Source organism: Gluconobacter sp. Dm-44, assembly GCF_018256175.1.
GTDB classification, from domain to species: Bacteria; Pseudomonadota; Alphaproteobacteria; order Acetobacterales; family Acetobacteraceae; genus Gluconobacter; species Gluconobacter cadivus.
The window spans coordinates 1-21551 of record NZ_JAERLZ010000002.1 but is presented as its reverse complement, the minus strand read 5'-3'; the positions used below and the strand labels follow the sequence as shown (position 1 = coordinate 21551).

At 56.3% G+C, this 21551-nt stretch carries 22 protein-coding genes and 1 pseudogene; 13 read left to right on the top strand and 10 right to left on the bottom strand.

Going from position 1 to position 21551, the window contains the following annotated elements:
• The first annotated feature begins 60 nt into the window (after positions 1 to 60).
• The 4 genes from JK213_RS03185 (at position 61) to JK213_RS03170 (ending at position 2888) form a co-directional block, all read left to right on the top strand.
• Entirely contained in the window at positions 61 to 468 is a 408-nt protein-coding gene (locus JK213_RS03185) for a lytic transglycosylase domain-containing protein (protein ID WP_194260992.1), read from the top strand.
• A gap of 75 nt (positions 469 to 543) precedes the next feature.
• Entirely contained in the window at positions 544 to 1419 is an 876-nt protein-coding gene (locus JK213_RS03180; protein WP_228125272.1) for a metal ABC transporter solute-binding protein, Zn/Mn family, read from the top strand.
• On the top strand, positions 1406 to 2095 hold the full coding sequence (locus JK213_RS03175) for an ATP-binding cassette domain-containing protein (protein ID WP_194260991.1): 690 nt from the start codon (positions 1406 to 1408) through the stop codon (positions 2093 to 2095). The genes JK213_RS03180 and JK213_RS03175 overlap by 14 nt, the downstream gene beginning before the upstream one ends.
• On the top strand, positions 2082 to 2888 hold the full coding sequence (locus JK213_RS03170) for a metal ABC transporter permease (protein WP_194260990.1): 807 nt from the start codon (positions 2082 to 2084) through the stop codon (positions 2886 to 2888). The genes JK213_RS03175 and JK213_RS03170 overlap by 14 nt, the downstream gene beginning before the upstream one ends.
• Here the strand turns inward: JK213_RS03170 and JK213_RS16050 are convergent.
• Entirely contained in the window at positions 2875 to 3003 is a 129-nt protein-coding gene (locus JK213_RS16050) for a hypothetical protein (RefSeq protein ID WP_264815894.1), read from the bottom strand. The two genes, JK213_RS03170 and JK213_RS16050, sit on opposite strands and share 14 nt — an antisense overlap.
• A 120-nt stretch (positions 3004 to 3123) precedes the next feature.
• Here JK213_RS16050 and JK213_RS03165 point away from each other — a divergent pair, with 120 nt between their 5' ends.
• The 3 genes from JK213_RS03165 to JK213_RS03155 all read left to right on the top strand — a co-directional run bounded on the left by JK213_RS03165 (position 3124) and on the right by JK213_RS03155 (position 6883).
• The gene (locus JK213_RS03165) at positions 3124 to 4608 is read left to right on the top strand and encodes a sugar porter family MFS transporter (protein WP_194260989.1); all 1485 of its coding nucleotides are present in this window, start codon (positions 3124 to 3126) and stop codon (positions 4606 to 4608) included.
• Between the two features lie 35 nt (positions 4609 to 4643).
• Positions 4644 to 5102, top strand: a complete 459-nt coding sequence (locus JK213_RS03160) for an HIT family protein (RefSeq protein WP_194260988.1) — start codon at positions 4644 to 4646, stop codon at positions 5100 to 5102.
• Between the two features lie 173 nt (positions 5103 to 5275).
• Complete coding sequence (locus JK213_RS03155) at positions 5276 to 6883, top strand: hypothetical protein (RefSeq protein ID WP_194260987.1); 1608 nt, start codon at positions 5276 to 5278, stop codon at positions 6881 to 6883.
• Between the two features lie 95 nt (positions 6884 to 6978).
• On the opposite strand, the gene JK213_RS03150 is transcribed toward JK213_RS03155, so the two are convergent.
• The 5 genes from JK213_RS03150 to rfbB form a co-directional block, all read right to left on the bottom strand.
• Positions 6979 to 7935 (bottom strand): glycosyltransferase, encoded by a 957-nt coding sequence (locus tag JK213_RS03150; protein WP_194260986.1) that lies wholly within the window; start codon positions 7933 to 7935, stop codon positions 6979 to 6981.
• A gap of 108 nt (positions 7936 to 8043) precedes the next feature.
• Positions 8044 to 8934, bottom strand: coding sequence for a dTDP-4-dehydrorhamnose reductase (gene rfbD, locus JK213_RS03145; protein ID WP_194261306.1), 891 nt, complete (start codon positions 8932 to 8934; stop codon positions 8044 to 8046).
• An 8-nt stretch (positions 8935 to 8942) separates the two neighbouring features.
• Positions 8943 to 9506 (bottom strand): dTDP-4-dehydrorhamnose 3,5-epimerase, encoded by a 564-nt coding sequence (gene rfbC / locus JK213_RS03140; protein WP_194260985.1) that lies wholly within the window; start codon positions 9504 to 9506, stop codon positions 8943 to 8945.
• A 79-nt stretch (positions 9507 to 9585) separates the two neighbouring features.
• Positions 9586 to 10452: a glucose-1-phosphate thymidylyltransferase RfbA gene (rfbA, locus tag JK213_RS03135; RefSeq protein ID WP_194261305.1), complete on the bottom strand. Its 867-nt coding sequence runs from the start codon at positions 10450 to 10452 to the stop codon at positions 9586 to 9588.
• A gap of 20 nt (positions 10453 to 10472) precedes the next feature.
• Positions 10473 to 11528, bottom strand: coding sequence for a dTDP-glucose 4,6-dehydratase (gene rfbB, locus JK213_RS03130; RefSeq protein WP_194260984.1), 1056 nt, complete (start codon positions 11526 to 11528; stop codon positions 10473 to 10475).
• Positions 11529 to 11725: 197 nt separating this feature from the next.
• Between rfbB and JK213_RS03125 the strand changes: the two genes are divergently transcribed.
• The 3 genes and pseudogenes from JK213_RS03125 to JK213_RS03115 all read left to right on the top strand — a co-directional run bounded on the left by JK213_RS03125 (position 11726) and on the right by JK213_RS03115 (position 16218).
• A complete protein-coding gene (locus tag JK213_RS03125; protein WP_194260983.1) occupies positions 11726 to 13774 on the top strand; it encodes a hypothetical protein in 2049 nt (682 codons plus the stop codon).
• Positions 13771 to 14457, top strand: a complete 687-nt coding sequence (locus tag JK213_RS03120) for a histidine phosphatase family protein (RefSeq protein WP_194260982.1) — start codon at positions 13771 to 13773, stop codon at positions 14455 to 14457. Before JK213_RS03125 ends, JK213_RS03120 begins: the two co-directional genes overlap by 4 nt.
• A gap of 496 nt (positions 14458 to 14953) precedes the next feature.
• A pseudogene (locus JK213_RS03115) lies at positions 14954 to 16218 on the top strand (tyrosine-type recombinase/integrase).
• 218 nt (positions 16219 to 16436) lie between these two features.
• Here JK213_RS03115 and JK213_RS03110 read toward each other — a convergent pair.
• The 4 genes from JK213_RS03110 to JK213_RS03095 form a co-directional block, all read right to left on the bottom strand.
• Positions 16437 to 17249, bottom strand: coding sequence for a DUF3800 domain-containing protein (locus tag JK213_RS03110; protein WP_194260981.1), 813 nt, complete (start codon positions 17247 to 17249; stop codon positions 16437 to 16439).
• Between the two features lie 125 nt (positions 17250 to 17374).
• Positions 17375 to 18697, bottom strand: coding sequence for a restriction endonuclease (locus JK213_RS03105; RefSeq protein WP_194260980.1), 1323 nt, complete (start codon positions 18695 to 18697; stop codon positions 17375 to 17377).
• A 91-nt stretch (positions 18698 to 18788) separates the two neighbouring features.
• Positions 18789 to 19232, bottom strand: a complete 444-nt coding sequence (locus tag JK213_RS03100) for a hypothetical protein (protein WP_194260979.1) — start codon at positions 19230 to 19232, stop codon at positions 18789 to 18791.
• 2 nt (positions 19233 to 19234) lie between these two features.
• A complete protein-coding gene (locus JK213_RS03095; protein ID WP_194261304.1) occupies positions 19235 to 19435 on the bottom strand; it encodes a helix-turn-helix transcriptional regulator in 201 nt (66 codons plus the stop codon).
• A gap of 156 nt (positions 19436 to 19591) precedes the next feature.
• On the opposite strand from JK213_RS03095, the gene JK213_RS03090 reads away from it, so the two are divergent.
• Genes JK213_RS03090 through JK213_RS03080 form a run of 3 tightly spaced genes read left to right on the top strand, consistent with a single transcriptional unit; the run spans position 19592 to position 21014 of the window.
• The gene (locus tag JK213_RS03090) at positions 19592 to 19822 is read left to right on the top strand and encodes a hypothetical protein (protein WP_194260978.1); all 231 of its coding nucleotides are present in this window, start codon (positions 19592 to 19594) and stop codon (positions 19820 to 19822) included.
• On the top strand, positions 19819 to 20163 hold the full coding sequence (locus JK213_RS03085) for a hypothetical protein (RefSeq protein WP_194260977.1): 345 nt from the start codon (positions 19819 to 19821) through the stop codon (positions 20161 to 20163). The genes JK213_RS03090 and JK213_RS03085 overlap by 4 nt, the downstream gene beginning before the upstream one ends.
• Positions 20163 to 21014 (top strand): hypothetical protein, encoded by an 852-nt coding sequence (locus JK213_RS03080; RefSeq protein WP_194260976.1) that lies wholly within the window; start codon positions 20163 to 20165, stop codon positions 21012 to 21014. Before JK213_RS03085 ends, JK213_RS03080 begins: the two co-directional genes overlap by 1 nt.
• Positions 21015 to 21551 lie beyond the last annotated feature (537 nt).

Genomic DNA, 21551 nt, shown 5'->3' with positions numbered 1-21551 from the left:
AGGCAGGCGCTTCCGATGCTAGGGTTGGGGCATGATTCACCCTGTGGTTTGTTCATAATCATGGCTGGCGGTCTGCTGGCCTGTATGCTGGCTTCGGCTTTGCATTACCATCTGCCGCCGCGCATCCTGCCTGCAATCCAGCGGGTCGAGGGCGGGACGATGGGGCATGTCAGCACCAATACGGACGGTTCGGTCGATATCGGGCTCATGCAGATCAATTCGCGCTGGATTTTGCCGATCGCGTCCATGACCCATCAGCCGGTGTCGCAGGTTGCGGCGCGTCTGGCGCTGGAGCCGTGTTTCAATATCGCAGCGGCGGCGATGATCCTGCGCAGGGCGCTGAATGAGGAGCATGGCAATCTGATGAAGGCGATCGGGGATTATCATTCCCGCACGCTGCCGCTCAATCTGGATTACCAGCGCAAGGTTGTGGCCGCGGCGGCGGCACTTTATCTGCGTCAGGGATAAGACGATCCGGTGAGGATGGTCAGGCTGTAAATGTTACTTTATAACACCTGAGCCTTGACCCCTGCCCTGAGGACCATGATGCGTTTTTTTCCAGCTTTGTTGCTGGCTGCACTGATTTCAGGATCTGTAGCCGTCGCTCAGGCCGAGCCGTCGCAGGCCCCCGTGCGTGTGGTGTGCGTTGAAGCAGCCTGGTGCGATGTGGCGGCGCAGATCGGGGGGGCGGATGTGCAGACGCAGGCCCTTCTGGCGACGCCGGGGATCGATCCGCATGATCTGACACCCTCGCCCTCCATGGCGCGCGCCATGGCGGGGGCGACCATCGCGGTCGTGAATGGGGCGACCTATGACGACTGGGCGCTTCCCTTTACGGCTTCCGTGCCGGAGCGGATCGTGGTGGCGTCTCTGGCGGGGTGGCGGCCCGGCGACAATCCGCATCTCTTTCTCGATCCGGTGGCGGTAGGGAAAGTTGCGCAGGTCTTTGCGGACAGGCTGTCGCATCAGCCGGGAATTTCCGCACCGGCCGTGGCGGAGCGGTTGGCGGCGTTCCGCAAGCAACTGGACGGCGTGACGGATCGTCTGGCGGCGATGAAGGCCCGTCATGAGGCTGTGCCCGTGGCGGCGGTGGAGCCGGTCGGGGAGACGTTGCTTCGTGATGCGGGGCTGGCGGTTGTGGATGAGAATTTTGCTCTTGCGATCATGAACCATGCGGAACCGTCTCCGCGCGATGTGGCGCAGGTTGATATGTTGATTGACGGGCGTAAGGTGCGGATGCTGATGACCAATCCGGCGATTCATTCGCCGCAGATCGACCGGCTGGTGGACCGGGCGCAGGCTGTGGGCTTGCCGGTTGTGGCGATTGGGGAGACTTTGCCACCGGGGCAGTCCTGGCAGGGCTGGGTTCATGGCATTCTTCAGACGGTGGAGCAGGCGCTGGGTGATGGCGGAAAATAAACGGGTCTGCTGTCAGCCGGAGCGCGGGCTGGTTCTGCGGGACGTGACGCTGACGGCAGGATCGACCTGTGTGTTGCGGGATGCGTCCCTGACGGTGCCGCTTTCGGGCATGACGCTTCTGTCCGGGCGGAACGGGGCGGGGAAGTCCACGCTGCTGCGGGCGATGTTGGGGCTGATTCCACTTCAGGCGGGCGAAATTCTCACGCATGGTTTGCCGCCGGCGCAGGCCCGGCAGCATATCGGTTACATGCCGCAGAGTGTGACGGATGCGGCGCTGCTGCTTCCGGCGGTCAGTCATGTGCGGGCGGCGGTGGACGGCGTGCGCTGGGGGCTGCCGCTGCGTCTGCGGTCTCGGCGCGAAGAGGCGGACCGGCTTCTGGCGCTGACGGGGGCTTCGGCGTTTGCGCATCGTCCGCTGGGGCTGCTGTCCGGCGGGGAGCGGCAGCGGGTCGGGCTGGCGCAGGCTCTGGCGGGCAGTCCGGATCTGCTGTTGCTGGATGAACCGTTGGCGGCGCTCGATCAGGCGGGGCAGGAGCGGACGGTGCGTCTGTTGCGGGATTTGACGGATCGTCTGGGGATCGGGATTGTTCTGACGTCACATGAAACCGAGGCTCTGTCCGGGGTTGTTACGCGGGTTGTGCAGCTTGCGGACGGGGGGCTGCATGTTCGAGTTTGATTTCATGCGCCATGCCTTTGTGGGCGCGGCGGTTGTTTCTGTTCTGGCGGGAACGGTGGGCTGGTTCCTGATGCTGCGGCGTCAGGCGTTTGCGGCCCATGCGCTGTCGCATATCGGATTTAGTGGGGCAGCCGGGGCGGTTTGGTTTGGCTTTCCGCCGCTTTCGGGGATGGTGGCGTTCAGTCTGATGGCGGGGTTCGTTATCGGGGCCGAGCGCGAAGGGGAGCGCGGTGTTCCCGCCCAGCGCGACAGCACGATCGGGCTTGTGCTCGCGGCCAGTCTGGGGCTTGGGGCGTGGTTTTTGCATATGAGCAACCGCGGCTCCAGTCTGGCGACCACGCTGCTGTTCGGCGATGTTCTGGGCATTGATGTGCCGACGCTGGAGGCGCTGTGCGGGGTGGCCGTGCTGTGTCTGGGGCTGCTGGCGTTTCTGGGGCGTCGGCTGCTGTTTGCCAGTCTGGCGCCGGAAGTGGCGCGGGCGCGGGGTGTTCCGGCGCGGCTGGTGTCGGTGGTGTTTATGGCCGTGGCGGCGCTGGCCTGTGCGGCCTGTGCGGAAGTGGCCGGGGCACTTCTGGCGTTCAGCCTGATGATCGGGCCTGCCGCGACAGCGCTGAAGCTCGGGCTGGGACCGCTCGCCGGGATTGCCGTTTCCGTCGGGCTGGCGCTGGGATTGTCGTGGGGTGGACTGATGCTGTCCTGGGTGACGGATGCGCCGGTTCCGTTCTGGATCGGGCTTGGGGCTGCCCTGTCCTATGCGCTGGCCGATCTGTGGCGGCGGTTCAGAAGTCCGTAGCGCTCGTCAGCTTGAAATGCACCAGAGCGATGAATGCAACCAGCATCACATGCATGATGATCAGCGCTTTCGTGCCAATAACGGGAACATCGTTGGTTGTATCGGGTGTCTGCATGATGGGTATCCTGACGGTTTTGTAGGACGATAGTCAATCCTGAACGTATTTTGAGTGTATTTTTCGGCTGTTTTCTGCCGAACCTGAAAAACCAATCGTTTCGTGATATGTTATCCCCCTATGGAAAACGATACGAAAACAGTCCGAACCGGACGGGAGCATATTGATCCCGCGTCCATCGAAGTTTCTCCCAATGCCAAGCTGATGCTGATTCTGGCCGCTGTGGTCGCTGCGATCTGCGGCGGCTTGTATGGCTATGACACCGGCATCATCTCGGGCACGCTGCCTCTGATCGGGGATGATTTCCATCTGAATGCCACCATGAAGGAATGGGTGGCTTCCGCGATCCTTCTGGGGGCGATTTTCGGGGCCTTTGGTGCAGGAAGTCTGTCGGAGAAGTTCGGACGGCGGAACACCACCTGTCTGGTCAGTGGCGTGTTCGTGGCGGGAGCGACGGCCTGCTCGCTGGCGCCGGATGTCTGGAGCCTGATTGCGGCACGGTTTGTGCTGGGGCTGGCGGTTGGCGGTTCGACGCAGGTCGTGCCGATGTATATTTCCGAACTGGCGCCGCAGGAACGTCGCGGCACGCTGGTGACGCTGTTTAATGTGGCGATCGGTCTGGGCATTCTGATTGCCAACATCATCGGCTTTACCCAGCGTGTGGCCTGGGGCTGGCGCCCGATGGTGGGTATTGCGGCCATTCCGGCGGCGATCGTGTTCGTTTCCATGTTCTTCATGCCCAAGAGCCCACGCTGGGTGGCTGAAAATGAAGGCATGAAGAGTGCCATCATTCAGCTTGGGCGCATCCGCACGACCAAGCGGGCCATCCGCCGGGAAGTCCAGACCATTCGCGAAAATGCGGAAGGGATCGAGCCGCAGAACCGGGGTTGGCGCGGTCTGTTCCAGCCGTGGGTTCGTCCTGCGCTTGTGGCGGCGCTTGGTGTTGCGTTCTTTACGCAGTGCGGCGGCCTGGAGATGATGATCTACTATACTCCGACCTTCCTGAATGATGCGGGTTTCGGCACGTCTTCCGCCCTTCTGGCGTCGCTGGGTGTGGCGGTGATTTACTGCATCATGACGTTTCTGGGCTGCATGTTCGTGGACCGGATCGGCCGTCGTCGTCTGATGCTCATTATGGGGCCGGGGGCTGCGCTGTCGCTCGTGGGGCTTGGCGTGATGTTCCTGAGCCATCCGGCTCCGGGCAGCACGGGGGCCTATCTGATCGTTGTGTTCCTGCTGCTGTTCATGATGTTCAATTCCGGCGGGATTCAGGTGTGTGGCTGGCTGCTGGGGGCGGAAATGTTCCCGCTGTCGATGCGTGGACAGGCGACATCGCTTCATGCCGCGACGCTGTGGGGAGCCGATCTGCTGGTAACCAGCACGGCGCTGAGCATGGCGGAAGCCATCGGGCTGAGCTGGACGATGTGGTTCTATGCGTTCGTCAATCTGGCGTCCGTGATCTTCGTGTTCTTCTTCGTACCGGAAACGGCGGGGGCCTCTCTGGAAGATATTGAAGAAGCGCTGGTTGAAAAGCGCTTTCGCCCCACCCGCGGGAATACGCGGATCGTGCAGAGCGAAGACGAGGACGTCGAAGTCGCTGCATGATACGCTCTCCCCTTCACGCAGAAGGGGAACCGACCATGACGGATGTTATCGCACAGAGGGTTGCTGCCGCACGACGTAGCAGCAACCCTTCTGTTATCGGGCGGATGAAATCGGGCTGGCTGGTGATCGGAGAGACGCAGCCTCTGCCGGGATATTGTCAGCTCTTGGCCGACCCGGTTGTGCCGACGATCAATGACCTGCACGGCGAGGCACGGGCACAGTATCTGGCCGACATGGCGGCGGTCGGGGATGCGCTGCTGGCGGTCACGGACGCGGTGCGGATCAATTATGAGACGTGGTGCAATCTGGCGCCGTCCCTGCATACCCATATCGTGCCGCGCTATGCGTCCGAAGATCCCGAAAAAGCTAAGCGTCCGGCGGGGACGGTCTATGATTACGACGCCGCGCGTGCGTCCAGCGTGGAGCAGGATGGTGCGTTCATGGAGGCCATGCGCCGGTTTTTATTTCTGGCTCAGGATGTAATAAACCTATGATCGTATCCGCTGAAAACGCGTAAGGTTTTCTTTGTTGAGATAGTGAATCCAGGGGTTATTTTCTTGTTTTCTCAAGAAATGGTTATCTTTTCCAAGGCGATTGTTGGAGTAGATTTGCATACAGGTTTGATCTATTTAATAAAAACCACGCCGATTTTTTAAAGAAAGTTATTATGGCATATTATATAAAATCAGCAGAAGATGAATTCGTTATTAGATGCAACGAAGAATTTTCAAAAAATAAAAATCCAAAAAATCCGTTGCGTAAAATAATAATGCTTAAATTTAAGAAATTTCCGGCTTTAGGAATTATTTTTTCTCTGGAAAATTTTGATCCTGATATTGGAATTGAAAGTTTTACTAAATGTTTTAAGAAAATTATTTCCATAGATGAAGCATATTTAAGAGAAAGTATTGGAATAAATTTTTTAGAAACAGGAACTTATCTAAGATGTATACCGTCTAGTGAGACTGTTGATGATTTGGGGTTTCATTATTTAGGATGGGAAGAATTGAATGAATTATATTTTGATGAAAATAAATCTGATGAAAATGTTAAATTAGTTTGCGAAGAAATTATAAAAGCATCTCACTTAGATGGAGATATTATTTTAAATTCAGATTTGGGTTGGGCAAGCTTTGTAAAGGATTTATATATAATAAAGAATTTTAGAGATTTAAACTTAGATATTTATCCACTTCTTTTAAAAGAATATATTGTAAAGAATGAAAACTACCTAAGAATTATAAAGAAAAATATAGGAAATTCAATAAAAGAAGCAGTTTATTTCTTAAAAAATCAAAAATCAGATAGTTTTGACATTGTTCCTGATCTTGGTGTTGGAATTCTCTCCGCTTCTTTAAGAAATTATATTGAAAGAGATAGAAATTCCCAAGTATTTGAGACAACTCCTATTGAAATCCCAGTGGGATTTATGTCTGCGCATAAAGATGCGGTGATGGGGAGAAAGGGTCATGCTTTTTTGACCGGTGGTTCAAATAATTTGATTGAACAATATGATAATAAAAATGAAAAGGATCTGACGTCAGAAGCATGGTACTCCCTATTAAAAATAAGAAATAAAAAAGTAAGTAGTTTGAATTCAAAATTTATTCAAATAATAATACCAGAAAAAATATCTGTTTACCCTGATTTATTTCCGTTTGAAATTAGAACTCCAACAAACAATTTGTTTGAATTAGAAAAAAAACTTCATGAAGATGATTTTTACACGTCTATTTTGAGTGTCTTTTCTAGGAAAGACTTAAAAAATAAGGAAAATTTATATAAAAAGCTTGATACGCACCTTCAGCCAAGAGGAAGTTATGAAATATTCTCACACATATTGGGATTAATTTTTAATTTTATTTCTGAAGAAAAAGAATTTAATAAAGAAATGATTTTAAAAGGGGATTTGAGTGATCGAATTTTAGGTAATTTCATTTACGATAAATTCTATGAGACTGAAAATGATGAATTTATGTCTGACAGGATTAATGTGGAAACTTTCCATGGCGTTCCTGGAAAGCATACAGGGCAATATTCAGTCTGGAACAATCCATCAGCGCCCGTAAAAAAGAAAGTAATTGCTTTTGGAAATTCTTTTTTTGGAAACTGTCTTGACCAGGGATGTCTTGGGTGGTGGTTTTCCAACTATTTAGAAAATTTTTATTGCGTCTGGTCATCAAATATTGATTTTGATCTTGTGGAAAAAGAGAAGCCCGATCTGGTTATCTGTCAGACGGCTGAAAGATTTATGAATATAGTCCCACAATATTAAAGTTAATCAAGATTTTATCTGGAATATTACGGTCATTCCAGCCTCTCTCGGCTGAGAGCGTAGAAAATCTTATTGTCGTGTTGGTTGAGTTTCAATCATTCCTGGTCTGCAAATAGATACCAGAGCCGGAAGACAACATTCTCGGAAAATCTCTGGCGTTTGAGGTTCTGGTATCTGAACAGCAGGCTCAGGCGCGCAGGGAATGTTTGTGCCGCCGCGAGATCCTGCAGAAGACGCAGGGCTGGGGGAGACAGGTTTTCCGGCTGGTCCAGCAGATGTGTCACGTTGGTGTGGAAGATCGTCATGAAGGCCTTGGGGCCGCGGCGGCAGGCTGCCACGGCACGTCTGATGAAGGATCCGGTTGCACCGACCGTATTCTGGGCGTGCTGCCGGTAGTAGCTGACGCAACGGTTGTCGAAAATGATCTCGCCGCCTGCGGCGGCTGTCAGGAGATAGGCCCACCAGTCATGCAGGATCGACGGCGGCGGAGGGTTGTTTCGCAGCAGCCTGTGTGTTGTGGCGTTCAGCAGAACCGTATGTCCTGTTGCGATGTTCTGTGTCAGGGAGGCCGGGAAGTCGGGTTTGCGTCGCAGGGTCGGGGATTTCTGGAGAATGGTGAGATTGGCATTCGTCAGATATTGCCGGGCACAATACAGGAGCGGGGTTCCGTTCGGGTGTCGGCGGGTCGCGTCTTCGATTTCTTTCACGGCCCATCCGAGTTTCTGCTTTTCCCAGATGTCGTCCTGATCGGCGAAGGCGACATAGGGTGTGTCCGGGACGGCGTCGAGCAGATGGGCATAGGACCCGGCGACACCAAGGCGTTCATGCCGGTTTGCGATTTCGACGCATCGTCCCCGTCCGGGACCTTCTGCAAAAGTGCGCATCTGGCTTTTGGAGCCGTCAGTGGAGGCATCGTCGCGCCAGTACAGGGTCCAGTCCGTATGGGTCTGGGCCAGGATGCTGGCGAGTTGCGCGTCCAGATAAGCGGCACCGTTATGTAATGACAGGAGGATGGCGACGTGGCGGGAAGGTTCGGCCCTTTTCTGTGTCATGTTTCGGCACCCGGGCTTAAGGCCGAAAGATGGAGAAAGGGAATCATTCGAACGCAACGCCAGAGAGAGACAGGCGGTTGCCCCCTGCCGGGAGAGGGCAACAGTCGGTCAGGCTTCAGAAAACAGCTTGTGAACGATACGCGTCACGCTGTGGCGCCAGTCTGGCATCTTTACGCCGAAAACGCGATGGAGCTTGTCATTGTCCATCCGGGAGTCCTGCGGACGCTTGGCTGGGGTAGGCCAGTCTTCGGTGCGGATGGCGTTGACCTGCGGCATGGTCTGGCCGTGTTTCGCGGCTTCTTCCAGAGCGGCGACGGCAAGGCCGTACCATGTGGTTTCGCCGGAGCCGCTGGCATGGAAAATGCCCCTGTACTGCGGTTTCCAGCCATCCCGCTCGATCAGAGCGATGATGGCGAGAATGGCTTCGGCCAGATCGTCTGAACTGGTCGGATTGCCGCTCTGGTCTCCTACGACCTTGAGCACGGGGTTTTTGGCGCCCGCATTGATCATGGTGCGGACGAAATTTTTACCATGGGCCGAATAGACCCATGACGTGCGCAGGATGATGCTTTTGATATTCGCGGTCAGGACGGCCTGTTCGCCTTCGGCTTTGGTGCTGCCGTAGACGGTCTCGGGAGAGGTAGCGTCGTCTTCGGTATAAGGCGCGCCCTTGTCGCCGGAGAAAACATAGTCCGTCGAGACGTGGATGAACGGAATGTCTGCCTGTGCACAGGCAGACGCGAGTGCAGCCGGGCCGGACGTGTTGGCGCGGGCAGCGCCCTCTTTTTCCGTTTCGGCCAGATCGACAGCCGTCCAGGCGGCAGCGTTCACGACGACGGAAGGTTTGTATTTTTCGACGGCGGCGGGGATCGTTTCCGGGTGGTCGAAATCAAATTCCGGCCGTCCGATACGGATGACGCGGTCATTGCCGAGCGTTTGGAGGGACGTGGCAAGCTGACCGTTGCCGCCTGTGACGAGAATGGGACCTGTGCCGGGCATGGTCATGCTCACTTTTCGTACTGGAACCAGCCTTTGGATTCCGAGAAATGCGGTGCGACCAGATCCTTGTCGGACAGGACGGCATCAGCTTCGGAAACGGGCCAGTCGATCTTCAGTTCCGGGCAGTTCCAGATGACCGCGCGTTCCGACGCCTTGCTGTAGAGCGCAGTGCATTTGTACTGGACTTCCGTATTTTCCTCGAGTGTCACGAAACCGTGCAGGAAGCCCGGCGGCACCCAGAGCTGGGACCAGTTTTCTGCGGACAGTTCAGCGGCTGCCCATTGGCCGTAAGTTGGCGATCCTGTGCGGACATCGACGGCGACGTCCCAGATGGCGCCGCGTGTGACGCGCACCAGTTTGCCCTGCGCATAGGGGGCCAGCTGGCAGTGCAGGCCACGGACGACGCCTTTCTGGCGCGACAGGCTCTGGTTGTCCTGAACGAAAGGCAGGGTAATGCCAGCGTCGTTCATACGATCAACATTGTAGGTCTCGGAGAAGAAGCCGCGATTGTCACCAAAACGGGGAGGCGTAACGAGAATGACCTCTGGAATGGAAAGACGTTCGACCTTCATGCTGAAATCCTGCCGTGAAAATTTCTAAAAAAGGGTTCCGGTCGCGTATTTCAGCGGACCAGGAACCCTGGGAACAAAATCAGCTGTTGGCCAGTTCCAGAAGCAGGCGGCCCAGTTCGGTTTTGCCCATCTTCTTGGCGTGATCGCGAAGCTGATCAGCATTGATGAACTTGTTGCGAAAGGCGACCTCGGCGGGAGAGCCGACCAGCATGCCTTGGCGGGACTGAATGGTCTGCACGAAAGTTCCGGCCTGCATCAGACTGTCGGGCATACCGGCGTCGAGCCAAGCGCAGCCGCGGCCCAGACGGTCCACCTGAAGCGTACCTTCTTCGAGATACATGCGGTTGAGGTCGGTGATTTCCAGTTCGCCCCGGGGGCTAGGCTTCACTTTTTTGGCGAAGTCCACGACGCGGTGATCGTAGAAATAGAGCCCGGTGATGGCCCAGTTGGAGTCTGGATGGGTCGGCTTTTCCTCGACCTTGAGGGCGAGGCCGCTTTCATCGAAGGAGACCACGCCATAACGCTCCGGATCGCGGACCTGATAGGCGAAGACGGTGGCACCTTCGGGGCGGTTGGAGGCTGCGCGCAGCAGGACGCCGAGATGTTCGGAGAAAATCAGGTTATCGCCCAGCGCCAGCGCGCAGGGTGCACCCTGAATCCAGTCTTCGGCGATCAGGAAGGCCTGTGCCAGACCGTCCGGGGAGGGCTGGACGCGATATTCGAAAGTCACGCCGAACTGCGAGCCGTCGCCTAGAAGACGCTGGAACTGGGGCATGTCATGGGGCGTCGTGATGATCATGATGTCCCGGATTCCCGCCAGCATCAGCGTGGAGAGGGGATAGTAGATCATCGGTTTGTCATAGACCGGCAGCAGCTGCTTGGAGGCTGCCATCGTCATCGGATACAGGCGTGTGCCCGAACCGCCGGCGAGGATGATGCCCTTCATGGGCTTGGTCTCGATGGTGCTCACTTGCTGGCTCCCAGTCTCTGGCCTGTGTAGCGCTTGGAGCGGATGCCTTCCCACCAGGCGCGGTTGTCGAGATACCACTGGACCGTCTTGCGGATGCCGCTTTCGAAATCGTGCGTTGCTTTCCAGTCGAGTTCCTTCTCGGCATGGGACGGGTCGATTTCGTAGCGGAAATCATGGCCGGGACGGTCGGTGACGAAGCGGATCAGGCGTTCGCGCGGGCCAGCCGGGTCGGGCTGAAGCTCGTCGAGGATGGCGCAGATCTTCTTGACGACTTCAAGATTCGTGCGGGGCTGGCGGGCGCCGATGGCATAGGTTTCGCCCGGTTTGCCGGTTTCGACCGCCTTGACCAGAGCTTCGGCGTGGTCTTCGACAAACAGCCAGTCGCGGACGTTTTCGCCTTTGCCGTAAACCGGAAGGTCGCGGCCTTCGATCGCATTGATCGTGACCAGCGGGATCAGCTTTTCCGGGAAATGCCAGATGCCGTAGTTGTTGGTGGTGTTGGTGACGAAGGTCGGCAGGCCGTAGGTATGGAACCAGGCACGGACCAGATGGTCGGACGACGCCTTGGAGGCCGAATACGGGCTGCGGGGATCGTAGGGGGTTGTTTCCGTAAAGGGCGGATCGTTGGGCTCCAAATGGCCGAAGACTTCGTCCGTGGAAATATGATGAAAGCGGAAGGCTTTCTTTTCAGCGTCTCCCAGCGTGTTCCAGTATTTGCGGGCCGCTTCGAGGAGGGAGTAGGTGCCGACGACGTTCGTCTGGATAAAAATGCCGGGGCCGTCGATTGAGCGGTCCACATGGCTTTCCGCCGCGAGATGCATGACGGCGTCGGGGCGATATTCCTCGAACAGGCGCTGCATTTCCACACCGTTCACGATGTTCGCACGCGCATGGGAGTAGCGGGGGTCGCCTGCGACTTCGCTGATGGTGTCTTCTGAGGCTGCATAAGTCATGCAGTCAACATTCAGGACCGAGTGGTCCGTGTTCCGGATCAGATGGCGTATAACGGCCGATCCTATGAAGCCGCAACCGCCTGTCAGCAAAATCCGCATTTGAACCTCTTGGTTAAAATCAGGGTCTGGACCCCTGCAGAGTCATTTGATCTTACAGTGTTGTTGGAACAGCGCAAATAACGCTGCGAGAGCTTCTGTGAAATCATGAAGATGATTTTCACGGACTGTTTTCGCCTCTCGCGCTGGCGGGGCGGATGGGCTAATCCCACAGTCGTGCGGAGGCAGGAGAGGCAGGCATGCTGGCTGATACTTTGACACGCTCTTTGACGGATGTTTTGGAGCGTCCCGATCTGCGGGTGATTGCGGATGGGCTGGTTCCGGTTCTGGATGTGTCACTGCCGCTTCCGTTCCGGATCGAGGGAGAGCTGGTGCCGGGGCAGGCTTTCTGCCTGCGTACAGCGACGCTCAAGCTCGGCGGACTATGTCTTGAGGCCCCGCGCCTTGCGCCGACTTTCCTGCGCCATGCGATTGAACTTATGCGGTTGCTGGAGCCGGGCGCCAATCCGTTTCTGGCCAGCTTTGCCGCGGCGCGCGTGGCGGCGTTGTTTCATGCGCTGGATACTGGTGATGTCGCGCCGCTTCCGGCCTGGCTGGCCGTGTTTGCGGGCGACGTGCCTGACGCTCCGGCCCTTTTGCAGAGCTGGGAGACGCTGAGCGCGTTTTTGCCGGATCTGCCGCCTTTCACACAGTCTGAAGCCGAGCGTCTGCAAGGGGTTCTGAGCCCGTTGTGGCCCGTTCTGGCACCCGCCGAGAGCCTGATGAGCGGGGGCGGGGATTCCCGGCTGGCCGTTGATCCGCATACCGGGCTCAACCGCTATTCCAGCTCCCATCGTCCTCGGCCTTGGGCGATCACTTTTGGGTCATCGACGGCGTCTTCGCTGTCCGAACGCGGTTTTGGGGGGGCTGAATCCGCTCGACGCACCATGATGAGTGCGCTGCTTGCCAAGCAGGACCCGGATCTGGTTCAGGAAGGTGTCGTGCGCCGGGCCCGTGCGGCGATCGGGGCTCATTATGGTCTGCCGGAAGATGCGGTTCTGCTGTCGGCATCCGGGACGGACTGTGAACTGGCGGTTCTGGCGCTTGTGGCGGCGGGAACGGAGCGCCCGGTGACGTCCATTCTTCTGGCCCCGGATGAAACGGGCAGCGGGGTGCCTTTGGCAGCTTGTGGTCGACATTTTGCGACGGACAGTGCGTGCTCCACGCTGGTGGGCAAGGGCGAGGTGATCGAAGGGTTTTCTCCGGAAACGCGGCTGATCGGTGTTGATATCCGTGCGGCTGACGGGACGGCGCGGCCTGTTGCGGAGATCAATGCGCAATGTGCGGTTCTTGTGCGACGCGAAGCGGCTGAGGGGCGTCATGTGCTGCTGCATCGGCTGGACCAGTCCAAGACCGGGCTTGCCGCGCCGGACATGGATCTTGTCTGGGAATTGTGTACCGAGCTGGGCGATCAGCTCAGCGTCGTTATCGATGTCTGTCAGGCGCGACTGAGTCCGTCGCGGGTGGCGGACTGGGTGGAGCGGGGAATCATCGTCATGGTGACCGGCTCCAAGTTCTTTACGGGCCCACCTTTCTGTGGGGCCATTCTTCTCCCTCTTGAAATTCGCAACCGTTTACCGTCCCTGTCGCTTCCGAAGGGATTGCGGGCTTATGGCAACCGCGATGAGTGGCCGGAAGGCGCGGATGCGTCGGCGCTCAATAACGGTCACAATATCGGGCTGGCCCTGCGTTGGTATGCGGCGCTGGCCGAAATGGACGCGCTGTTTGCGCTGCCCGATCCGGTCATTCGCAGTCGTCTGACGCGGTTCATGACGGAGGCCGTTGCCATGGTGCGGGCCCGTCCTGTCCTGACTATGCTGCCCATGGGGACGCCTTTTGATGACGGGCGCTGGGATGCGGTTCCGACCATCCTGTCGTTTCTGGTGGAGGACCCTCATGTGCCCGGTCAGCCTCTTGCGCTGGAAGATGCGCGACGGCTGCATCGCTGGCTGAATGCGGATCTGTCGCCCTGGGTGGCGGAAGGGGAGGGCAGTCTGCTCTGTGTTCTGGGGCAGCCCGTCCCAGTGCCGCATCCGATGCTGGATGGACCGGCGGGCGCGCTGCGTCTGTGTGCGGGGGCGCGGCTGGTTTCGGGTGAGCCGTCGCATGAAGGGCTGGACGAGGAGCGCCGCTTACAGCGCGAATGCATGGATGCGCGCCGGGTGCTTGGAAAACTGGAACTGATCCTCAAACACTGGGATGTTCTGCTGGACGCGAACCCCGTCCCCCGTTACGCCCCATTAGTATGACCCAGACAGATAAAGCGGTCCCGCACGGGCATTTTCTCGATACGCCGGAACTGCCGAAGGGCGTGACCCGGTTCTGGATGATCCGCCACGCGGTCGTGGAAGCCAGTGCGCGCAAGACAATGTATGGGGCGCTCGATGTGCCGCTGTGCCGCGAGGCAATGGCGAGCCAGCAGGGCGGCTATGCCACGCTGGCGCGGCGTCTGCCGACCGATGCGCTGTGGTATAGTTCGCCGCTTCAACGCGCGCGCGATACTGCGAGCGAAATCCGCAGGGCGGGGGCGTTCTCGCAGGATGTGACGATTGACGACCGCTTTATCGAGCAGTCGATCGGGGAATGGCATGGCACGCCGCATACGCAGTTCATGTCCCTGCTGCGACTGCCCCCCAATCCGTTCTGGTCCATTTCCGCATGTGAACTGCCGCCGGGCGGGGAGAGTATGCTGGATGTCTGTACGCGTGTGGCGCATGGTCTGGAGGATCTGGCGAATGCCCATGAAGGTGAGGACATGGTTGTCGTCAGTCATGGCGGGGCCATCCGCGCAGCTTTGGCGCATGCGCTGGGCGTGCATCCTGATACGGCGCTGCGGTTTTCGATCCAGAACCTGTCCATCACCATTCTGGAGCGTATCGACTGCCTGTGGCGTGTCGTGACGGTCAACGAACTGCCAGATTTCCGGGGCTGAACTTGCGCGGCAGTCTCTGGATTTCAGGGGCTGCCGAAAAGCACGAAAAGAGCCTTGGCGGGCTTTGGAAATTCAATATGAAATTTCTGGAAAATAACCGGAGACGGGCATGGTGGGCACACAAGGGCTCGAACCTTGGACCCGCTGATTAAGAGTTACGCCCGGCGAAATACAGTTAAGACGCAGAGAAACGCAAAGACGTGCAATAACAACGTCTTACAGAAAGGCGTCTGGGACGGTTCATGCAAAGAGACGCACCAAAGCGCACCGGTTGCTATTTCAGATGAGTCCGGATTGAGTCCGCGAAAACACGTCAGCGGGTCCGGATAGGGGAAATGGGCAAAATGAAATTCAGGTAGCTACACAATTACGGTGTTATAGGTGTTATTAGTGTTACTCACATATATAATATACTGATTTCACTGTGTTTTTTGCCTGTTTTTCCACTAACACCTTTCGATTTCGAAGGTGTTAAAGGTGTTATGGAGCCTCGGGCATGAGGTTTTCAAAACGGGAAATAGACGCCCTCACCTGCCCGCCGGGTAAACGGGACGCCTTGTTTTCGGATACGGAGACCAAGGGTTTTCTGGTCCGTGTCACGGCAACCGGAGCAAAGATCTTCCTCTTTCAGTATCGCTACGCGGGGAAGGTCCGTCGTCTCAAGCTGGGAGAGTATGGAACTGTCACCATTGCCAGGCTCGGAAGATGGCTGAGGAGGCTCGTGGGCGCGTCCTGGCTGGCGGAGATCCAGTGGGTGAGCGCAAGGCGGAGGTGGTGGCCTATCAGACCTCCCTTCAGGAGAAGGTAGCGCAGGCTGCGATAGATGCCCTGACCTTGGATGTCCTGATTGATCGCTGGGCCAGCATGGCGCTCAGGGAGCATAGCGCGGTTTACAGGAAGGAAGGGCCGCAGCGAATCCGGTATAATTTCCAGCAGTTTCTGGCTCGTCCTGCCCAGTCCCTGACCGCCTCTGAGCTTCAGGCGCGGCTGGATGAGATTGCAGCAGAGCACCCCACCACGGCCCGGCGGCTGCAAGCCTATGCCCGCGCCATGTATGCTTGGGCCGTGAAGCGTCAGCTGGTGGAGGATAATCCGTTTGCCCGCCTGATCGTGGAAGGACGGGAGGTCTCGCGGGATCGCGTTCTGACTGATGAGGAGGTCGGTGAGATATGGCGGGCGGCCGGACAGATGGCCTACCCCTTTGGACCGTTCTTTCGGTTGCTGATGCTCACCCTTCAACGCCGGGCAGAGGTTGCGGAGATGCGGTGGGAGGAAATATCGCCGGATCTGACGACTTGGACGATCCCGGCCGAACGGACGAAGAACAGCAGAGCCCATATCGTCCATCTCTCCGAACCGGCCCGACATGTGCTGGCTGTGCTGCATAGGCAGACAGATCCAAAGACGGGAGCTATCTCGCCTTACGTCTTCACCAATACCGGCAGAACGCCCATCTCGGACTTCTCAGGGGCCAAGGAACGGCTAGAGAAGCTGATTGAGGCGGAGCAGGCTCAAAATTCGTCGGGAAAAGAAGTCTGCACCCTGCCCGCGCCGGGCTGGCGGTTGCATGACCTGAGGCGGACAGGTGTGACGGTCATGGCCCGTTTAGGGGTGGGACCGCATGTGGCGGATCGGGTGCTGAACCATGTGCAGGGAACGATCAAAGGTGTGGCGGCCGTCTATCAACGCCATGAGTTTCTTAAAGAACGGGAGATTGCCATGGATAGTTGGACGACTTACGTGCTTGTAATCAGTAAGTAGTATAAATGTGAAGCTATGACATTTTGACATTAAGCAGTTGATAATCTTCGACGATTTTCGGTCATATAAGATAAAATATAAATTTAAACTTTTTGAGGCTTCAAAAGTTACAAGTAAGTCGTTATAAGGCGACCCATAGGGCCAACTGAGGCCGGGCGCTGTCGTATGACAGCGGGATAGGAGGCTCGGGAGTTTATACTCTCGGGCCTTTTGTCTGTTTAAACTCCGTCAAAGCAGTAGTATTTCACACCAAGGTGCTCCTCGGTTTCCTTTAGTGTATTGTCAATAATTTTACATGAATTGTGGAGATTAATATAAGGAAGGTAACTCTTATCATATCTACCTTTTACCAAGGGATACAATAAGAGATCAGCAACTTGTCCCATTCGAAGAGATTTGTTGAAAAAATTTGGATTCTTTAAAAGGGATGAAGAAAAATCTTGCGAATTGAGAGGATTATATTTCGAAGAAGTAACGGGATTGAAATTTATTCCTTTCTCTATCATTTCTGTATGATATCGGCAAATATCAGCGTCCTCACGCTTGCCGGTTTGTTCTATGTAAACGGCTAGCTTTCTTCCATCTCTCAAAGCTATTTTGGCAGCTCGTTCTATGAGAATAGAATAGACGCTCTTACACAGCTTCCATCTTTCTAGGGCCGGGTAATGAGAATATCTTTCTAGGTATCCCGGCCTATGAACTACACAAGCTGTTGCATGTCCTGGAATATTGCACAAAAAATTACTAAGGTCTTCCATGAATGAATCAGCTTTATTCTTTTGTTTTTGGTCTCCCAACCAAGACCATTCTTTCTTTTTGGAACGAATTTTTGTGGAATGCAGCGGATAATTTATACTATATTTTTCGCAGATTTTATCTAAATCGACGGTAGTTTGACGTGCCTCTTCAGCCTTTATGAGGATTCCCCCCATTGCAAAATAGTCCATTCCATCATTTCGAGGGGTGGATGGACGATCGATGAAGCGAGATCCGCTATCATCTACAAAGAGGTGATAAGTTGGAGTAGGCATTACTCGGGATTATCTACTCCACCTGAGAATTTTCGCAACCAAACTTTGCGGCTATTTTATGTTGACATGGATGCGTGGATTAATTTCGAGAATCCAAAATTATACATTCAAAACTGATATGATGACTAAGCCGCCAGCCGCTCACAGAACGAAGCCAACTCCTGATGGTGCAGGAGATGCACGCCGGTTGTGGCTGCGAGCTGACGGGCTGGGATGGTGTAACCGGCGTTTGAGACCACGACAGCCTCATCGGCCTGCTGGTGCTGCTTGGCTGTGTAGATCTCCTGCACGGCTTTGTTGCCGACAGGCTGGCTATAGAGCTTGCACTGAACCACGATCTTCCGGCCGCCTTTGGTGGCAATGATGTCCGCGCCCTGGTCGCCGCTGGCCTGTGTTACGCGGGCGTCCCATCCGGCTTGCTCCAGGAGCAGGGCACAGTGTCGTTCGTAGTCGAAGGGGTCCATCTGAGGATCGAACACACGCGGATCACTTAGGGGCTTTTGATTGAGCACAGCGCCGGGCGGCGTACGCTGGGCAATCTCCTCAATTCGGGCTTCTGCACGGGCTTTGAGAGGCGGCCATTGATCTGTCAGCCCTTCGATCTGGAGGAGGGACAGGATACGGGTGTTGCAGAAATAGCCGATTTCCTTGGCCCATTTGGTCAGATGAATCGTGCCATAGGCATCTGTCGTCACCAGTTGCAGGCGGCGGATCTGCAAGGCCGTAGCCTGGTTGCGGATCTCTTTGTCGATGATTCCCCATGCCCGACGTTCACGGGTGGCCCGGCGACGTTCGCGAAAAGCGAAATATCCAATGGCTCCGATTAAAAGTGGAGTAAAAATTAATAAACCGCCAAATTTTGTCTCTGTATCTGGCGATGAGTTCGAAACGTTGGAAGATGAGATGGAAGGCGCGGATTCAAGTAGTGAAGAATTGTCTCCTGATGCTTCGGTGGTTGTAGGTTCCGCGTCATGTCGTGGTTTTTCCCATCCTCTAGGGAGAACATCGGTGTTCTCGCCAGAAGGCTGTGACGTTTCCGTATCCGGAGTTACAGGGGCAATCTGCCCCGGCCCGTCTATTGGAGCCTCAGCAGAAGACTGAGGAGGTATGGGAAGGCCGGAAGATACCTGCTGAGGAAGGAAGAACAGCGGGGGCATGCCAGTGCGCGGCGGATCTCGGCGCAAGAGGAGCAGTCCGTTTTCCTGGCTGATCTGTTCCCATTTCTCGCTGGGGTCCACCTGAAAGCAGCGGCCGTCCGTGATGACGAAATGGACCCAGCCGGGATCGTTCTGGCGTGGATCCGTGTGATTGGCGAGTGCGCGCGTGGCTCGTGGGTTCACGCAGGCATAGGACTGCCCGGCGGGATGAAAAACGCCGTCTGCCAGGGCGGTGGCAGGAGAGAGCAGCGCAAGAGCCATGAGGAGTGTTTTGGTATTAGGGCCGCGCATTTTGTCTCCTGACGTTCTCAATATTCACTGCTGCTTATTGGGATGTTTCCTTCGTCAGAGACCTCCCAATATCCTTATCTCTGGCGTGAGATCATTCTTGGTGCGGCCACTGAAAGTTTTCCGGATAATCGTTGAACCATTCTGTCGGTTCGTTGCCGTCAATTGTCCACCACATGCGGCCGCCCATCTCCAGATTGATCATCACATCAGTGTCGTAGTCTTTTGACTGAGTAGGGTCAGGCCAAGAGATTCTGTAATATTCTACAAATTCTTTCGGGGTATGGGGCTGCTTGGGTTTGCCCTTTTCTCCGGGGTGCATCTTTGAATATTTGTACTCTACAAATTCAGGATGCTCTTTCAGGAGCAGGTATCGCTTTTGTAGGCAGTATTCCAAAACCTCAAGAAACAGCTCGCGTTTTTCATGTGGGCCGAGCTCGGGGAAACTTTCGTCTGTGACTGTCGAATAAAACAGGTAGAGATCATCCCCACCATATTCGATCCAGTTGCGAACCTGTGCATCTGTAAAGGCTGGCATTTTCAGTCCTTCAGCCGCACGCCGGGGCCGCCTCCGTTTTGGGGAATGAACTCTACGCCTGCGGCTTCTAGGGCTTTGCGGATGGCTGCGATCGTATTCTCTTTAAGGGGGTCGCCCCGTTCGAGCCGGGCAATCGTATCCGGCGATACATTGGCTTCACGAGCCAAATCACGGACGCCCCAAGCTATGGCGGCGCGCGCCATCTTACATTGAACAGGTAGCAAAATCAGAACCCTGATACGATTTTTATTGCAGAGAGATCGTAACTGTGTTCGGATATATGGGCAAGAAATTTGCAGCCGGTAGGGAAGGTGGAAGTTCCCTACCGGCCTAACCACATACCGAGAGGATCCTCGGCAATGGCTATTCATGCCTTTAACACGTCCGGCTTGTGCCGGGCAGTGATTGCGTCTGTGCATCTTGTATCTGAGACAGTGCCTGCTGTTCTGGGTGCAGGTCTGTTCCTGCTTTCTGTCCTGACACTGGCCCAGCCGGAGTATCTGCACGGCCCGGCGAAATCTGTCCCTCACCATTATGCCCGCCCCTCACTCCTGCTGGCTTCTGCGAAAGCGGGAGAGGCGCAGCCATGACGGGGACAGATGCCATCGCGGCGGACTCTGTGACGCTCTGTGCGCCTCCTGCTGATGCGCGTTTGGTCGGGCTTTGCGCGGATCTGGCGTCAACGGAGCGGGAGCGTCATCGCCAGATGGAGGCCGCGCGTAATTTGACCTCTGTTCAGCTGGGTGGGCTTTTGACTCGGCGTCAGATGCTGATGTCCGCGGTTTGCGAAACCAGAGCAGCCAGCAGGGACGGTCTTAAAGCCAAGGCCCGGGCCGTGCGCCTCGTCCTGGGAGATGCGGTGGTGCCGCGAAATATGCGGGAGGCCCTGATGCGCTCCTTGCTGGAAGACATGCAGGGAGGGCTCCTGTGATGCAGACGATCAAAAATGATGCGGCCCATTGTGTTGCAGGCCAGCCTTCTCCTGATGCGGTTCTGGTCCCTCTGTGTGGTGAGTTCGTCCAGGTGATGCGGGCGAAGGATGAGCTGATGGAGACGGCTCCTGCCAGTCCTGAGGCTCCGGCTGTGTCCGATCGGGCGCGTGAGCTTCTGGATGATCTCCTGGTGCAGCGGGCGACAACGCCGGAAGGGCATAAGGCTCAGATGGAGGCTCTGGCTGCTCTGGGTCGTCCTCAGATGGATTATGACCGTCTGATTGCCGAGGCTCCGGACTGGTTCGGGCAGGTGGCTGCGGCGATCCTGCGGGATCAGGCGCAGATCATGCACGCTGGCCCGACGCAATCGCCTGTCTCCGTGTCTACGGCCATGTCTGGGCCTTATGAGGTCGCGCAACGCATACGCCGGGCTCAACGTCTCAAGGATCAGCGTATGGACGCTGCCGAGGTTTTGACGGGACCGGGAGAGATTGTGAATCAAAGGCGGTCTGCTCTGGATGCCGCTGCGGCCGAAAGCGTGGAGCTTGCCCTACACGATATGCTGCCGCTCTTGCCGTCCGGGACGCTGGCTGACGCTGCTGTGCAGGTCTTTACGGCATTGGAAACGCTTCGGGCGGTGGATCTGGAGCCAGTGGGTGGCACCGTTCCTCTGTACCGCTCAGAGAATGTGACGCGGGTGGTCAGGTGCCTGTCCTCTGCATTGCCGGTTCTCATGAAAGCCAGTGAGCGCGATCTGAGCGAGGTGGTGGATGCGGTAACGCTCCAGATGCCAGAGCAGGAGCACGGGCTGTTCGAGCAGCTCTGGCAGGGTGCTGAGGTGACGGCGTGAGCGGGGCCATGTCGTTATCGGCCGGTTCCATGTCTTCGGGCTCTGTTCACGGCTTGTTTCCTTTTTGCGGCGGGCGCATGGTGATGGCTGGCGCGGCTAGGTCTGGCCGCCGAACGCCGGAACCCCACGTCTGGCCCGCCGCGTCGCTCCAGTTTATGCGTGGGGACGGCTGGCGTGGGGCGGCTATGGAAGACAAAGAAGAATATTGGGCAAACGCCGGATGGTTTTTGCCGGAAGACCAGCGGCAATGGCAGTTTCAGTTGGAAAATGCCCGTAGGCATATGACTCAGCTTGATGAGTGGAATCAGGCGGGAGGACTTCAACCTCCTCTTCATTCAGATCTGCTGAGAACAGCGAGCGAGATAAATGGCTGTATCAAAAAGATATGGACAGCTCTCGTTGAGAGACTCTCAAACCAGCACTGGTACGCAAAGGGGCGACGTAGCTCTCTTGGTGCGCCTCTAGGCTCAGGACCTATTAATTTATTGAACTGAGCGGTGTTCCGTGATTCACAGTCTTACCGATGGAGGGTGGGCC

Coding starts and splice junctions, on each gene's coding strand:
- JK213_RS03185 (WP_194260992.1), top strand. CDS start 61: ATGGCTGGCGGTCTGCTGGCCTGTATGCTGGCTTCGGCTTTGCATTAC.
- JK213_RS03180 (WP_228125272.1), top strand. CDS start 544: ATGATGCGTTTTTTTCCAGCTTTGTTGCTGGCTGCACTGATTTCAGGA.
- JK213_RS03175 (WP_194260991.1), top strand. CDS start 1,406: ATGGCGGAAAATAAACGGGTCTGCTGTCAGCCGGAGCGCGGGCTGGTT.
- JK213_RS03170 (WP_194260990.1), top strand. CDS start 2,082: ATGTTCGAGTTTGATTTCATGCGCCATGCCTTTGTGGGCGCGGCGGTT.
- JK213_RS16050 (WP_264815894.1), bottom strand. CDS start 3,003: ATGCAGACACCCGATACAACCAACGATGTTCCCGTTATTGGCACGAAA.
- JK213_RS03165 (WP_194260989.1), top strand. CDS start 3,124: ATGGAAAACGATACGAAAACAGTCCGAACCGGACGGGAGCATATTGAT.
- JK213_RS03160 (WP_194260988.1), top strand. CDS start 4,644: ATGACGGATGTTATCGCACAGAGGGTTGCTGCCGCACGACGTAGCAGC.
- JK213_RS03155 (WP_194260987.1), top strand. CDS start 5,276: ATGGCATATTATATAAAATCAGCAGAAGATGAATTCGTTATTAGATGC.
- JK213_RS03150 (WP_194260986.1), bottom strand. CDS start 7,935: ATGACACAGAAAAGGGCCGAACCTTCCCGCCACGTCGCCATCCTCCTG.
- rfbD (WP_194261306.1), bottom strand. CDS start 8,934: ATGCCCGGCACAGGTCCCATTCTCGTCACAGGCGGCAACGGTCAGCTT.
- rfbC (WP_194260985.1), bottom strand. CDS start 9,506: ATGAAGGTCGAACGTCTTTCCATTCCAGAGGTCATTCTCGTTACGCCT.
- rfbA (WP_194261305.1), bottom strand. CDS start 10,452: ATGAAGGGCATCATCCTCGCCGGCGGTTCGGGCACACGCCTGTATCCG.
- rfbB (WP_194260984.1), bottom strand. CDS start 11,528: ATGCGGATTTTGCTGACAGGCGGTTGCGGCTTCATAGGATCGGCCGTT.
- JK213_RS03125 (WP_194260983.1), top strand. CDS start 11,726: ATGCTGGCTGATACTTTGACACGCTCTTTGACGGATGTTTTGGAGCGT.
- JK213_RS03120 (WP_194260982.1), top strand. CDS start 13,771: ATGACCCAGACAGATAAAGCGGTCCCGCACGGGCATTTTCTCGATACG.
- JK213_RS03110 (WP_194260981.1), bottom strand. CDS start 17,249: ATGCCTACTCCAACTTATCACCTCTTTGTAGATGATAGCGGATCTCGC.
- JK213_RS03105 (WP_194260980.1), bottom strand. CDS start 18,697: ATGCGCGGCCCTAATACCAAAACACTCCTCATGGCTCTTGCGCTGCTC.
- JK213_RS03100 (WP_194260979.1), bottom strand. CDS start 19,232: ATGCCAGCCTTTACAGATGCACAGGTTCGCAACTGGATCGAATATGGT.
- JK213_RS03095 (WP_194261304.1), bottom strand. CDS start 19,435: ATGGCGCGCGCCGCCATAGCTTGGGGCGTCCGTGATTTGGCTCGTGAA.
- JK213_RS03090 (WP_194260978.1), top strand. CDS start 19,592: ATGGCTATTCATGCCTTTAACACGTCCGGCTTGTGCCGGGCAGTGATT.
- JK213_RS03085 (WP_194260977.1), top strand. CDS start 19,819: ATGACGGGGACAGATGCCATCGCGGCGGACTCTGTGACGCTCTGTGCG.
- JK213_RS03080 (WP_194260976.1), top strand. CDS start 20,163: ATGCAGACGATCAAAAATGATGCGGCCCATTGTGTTGCAGGCCAGCCT.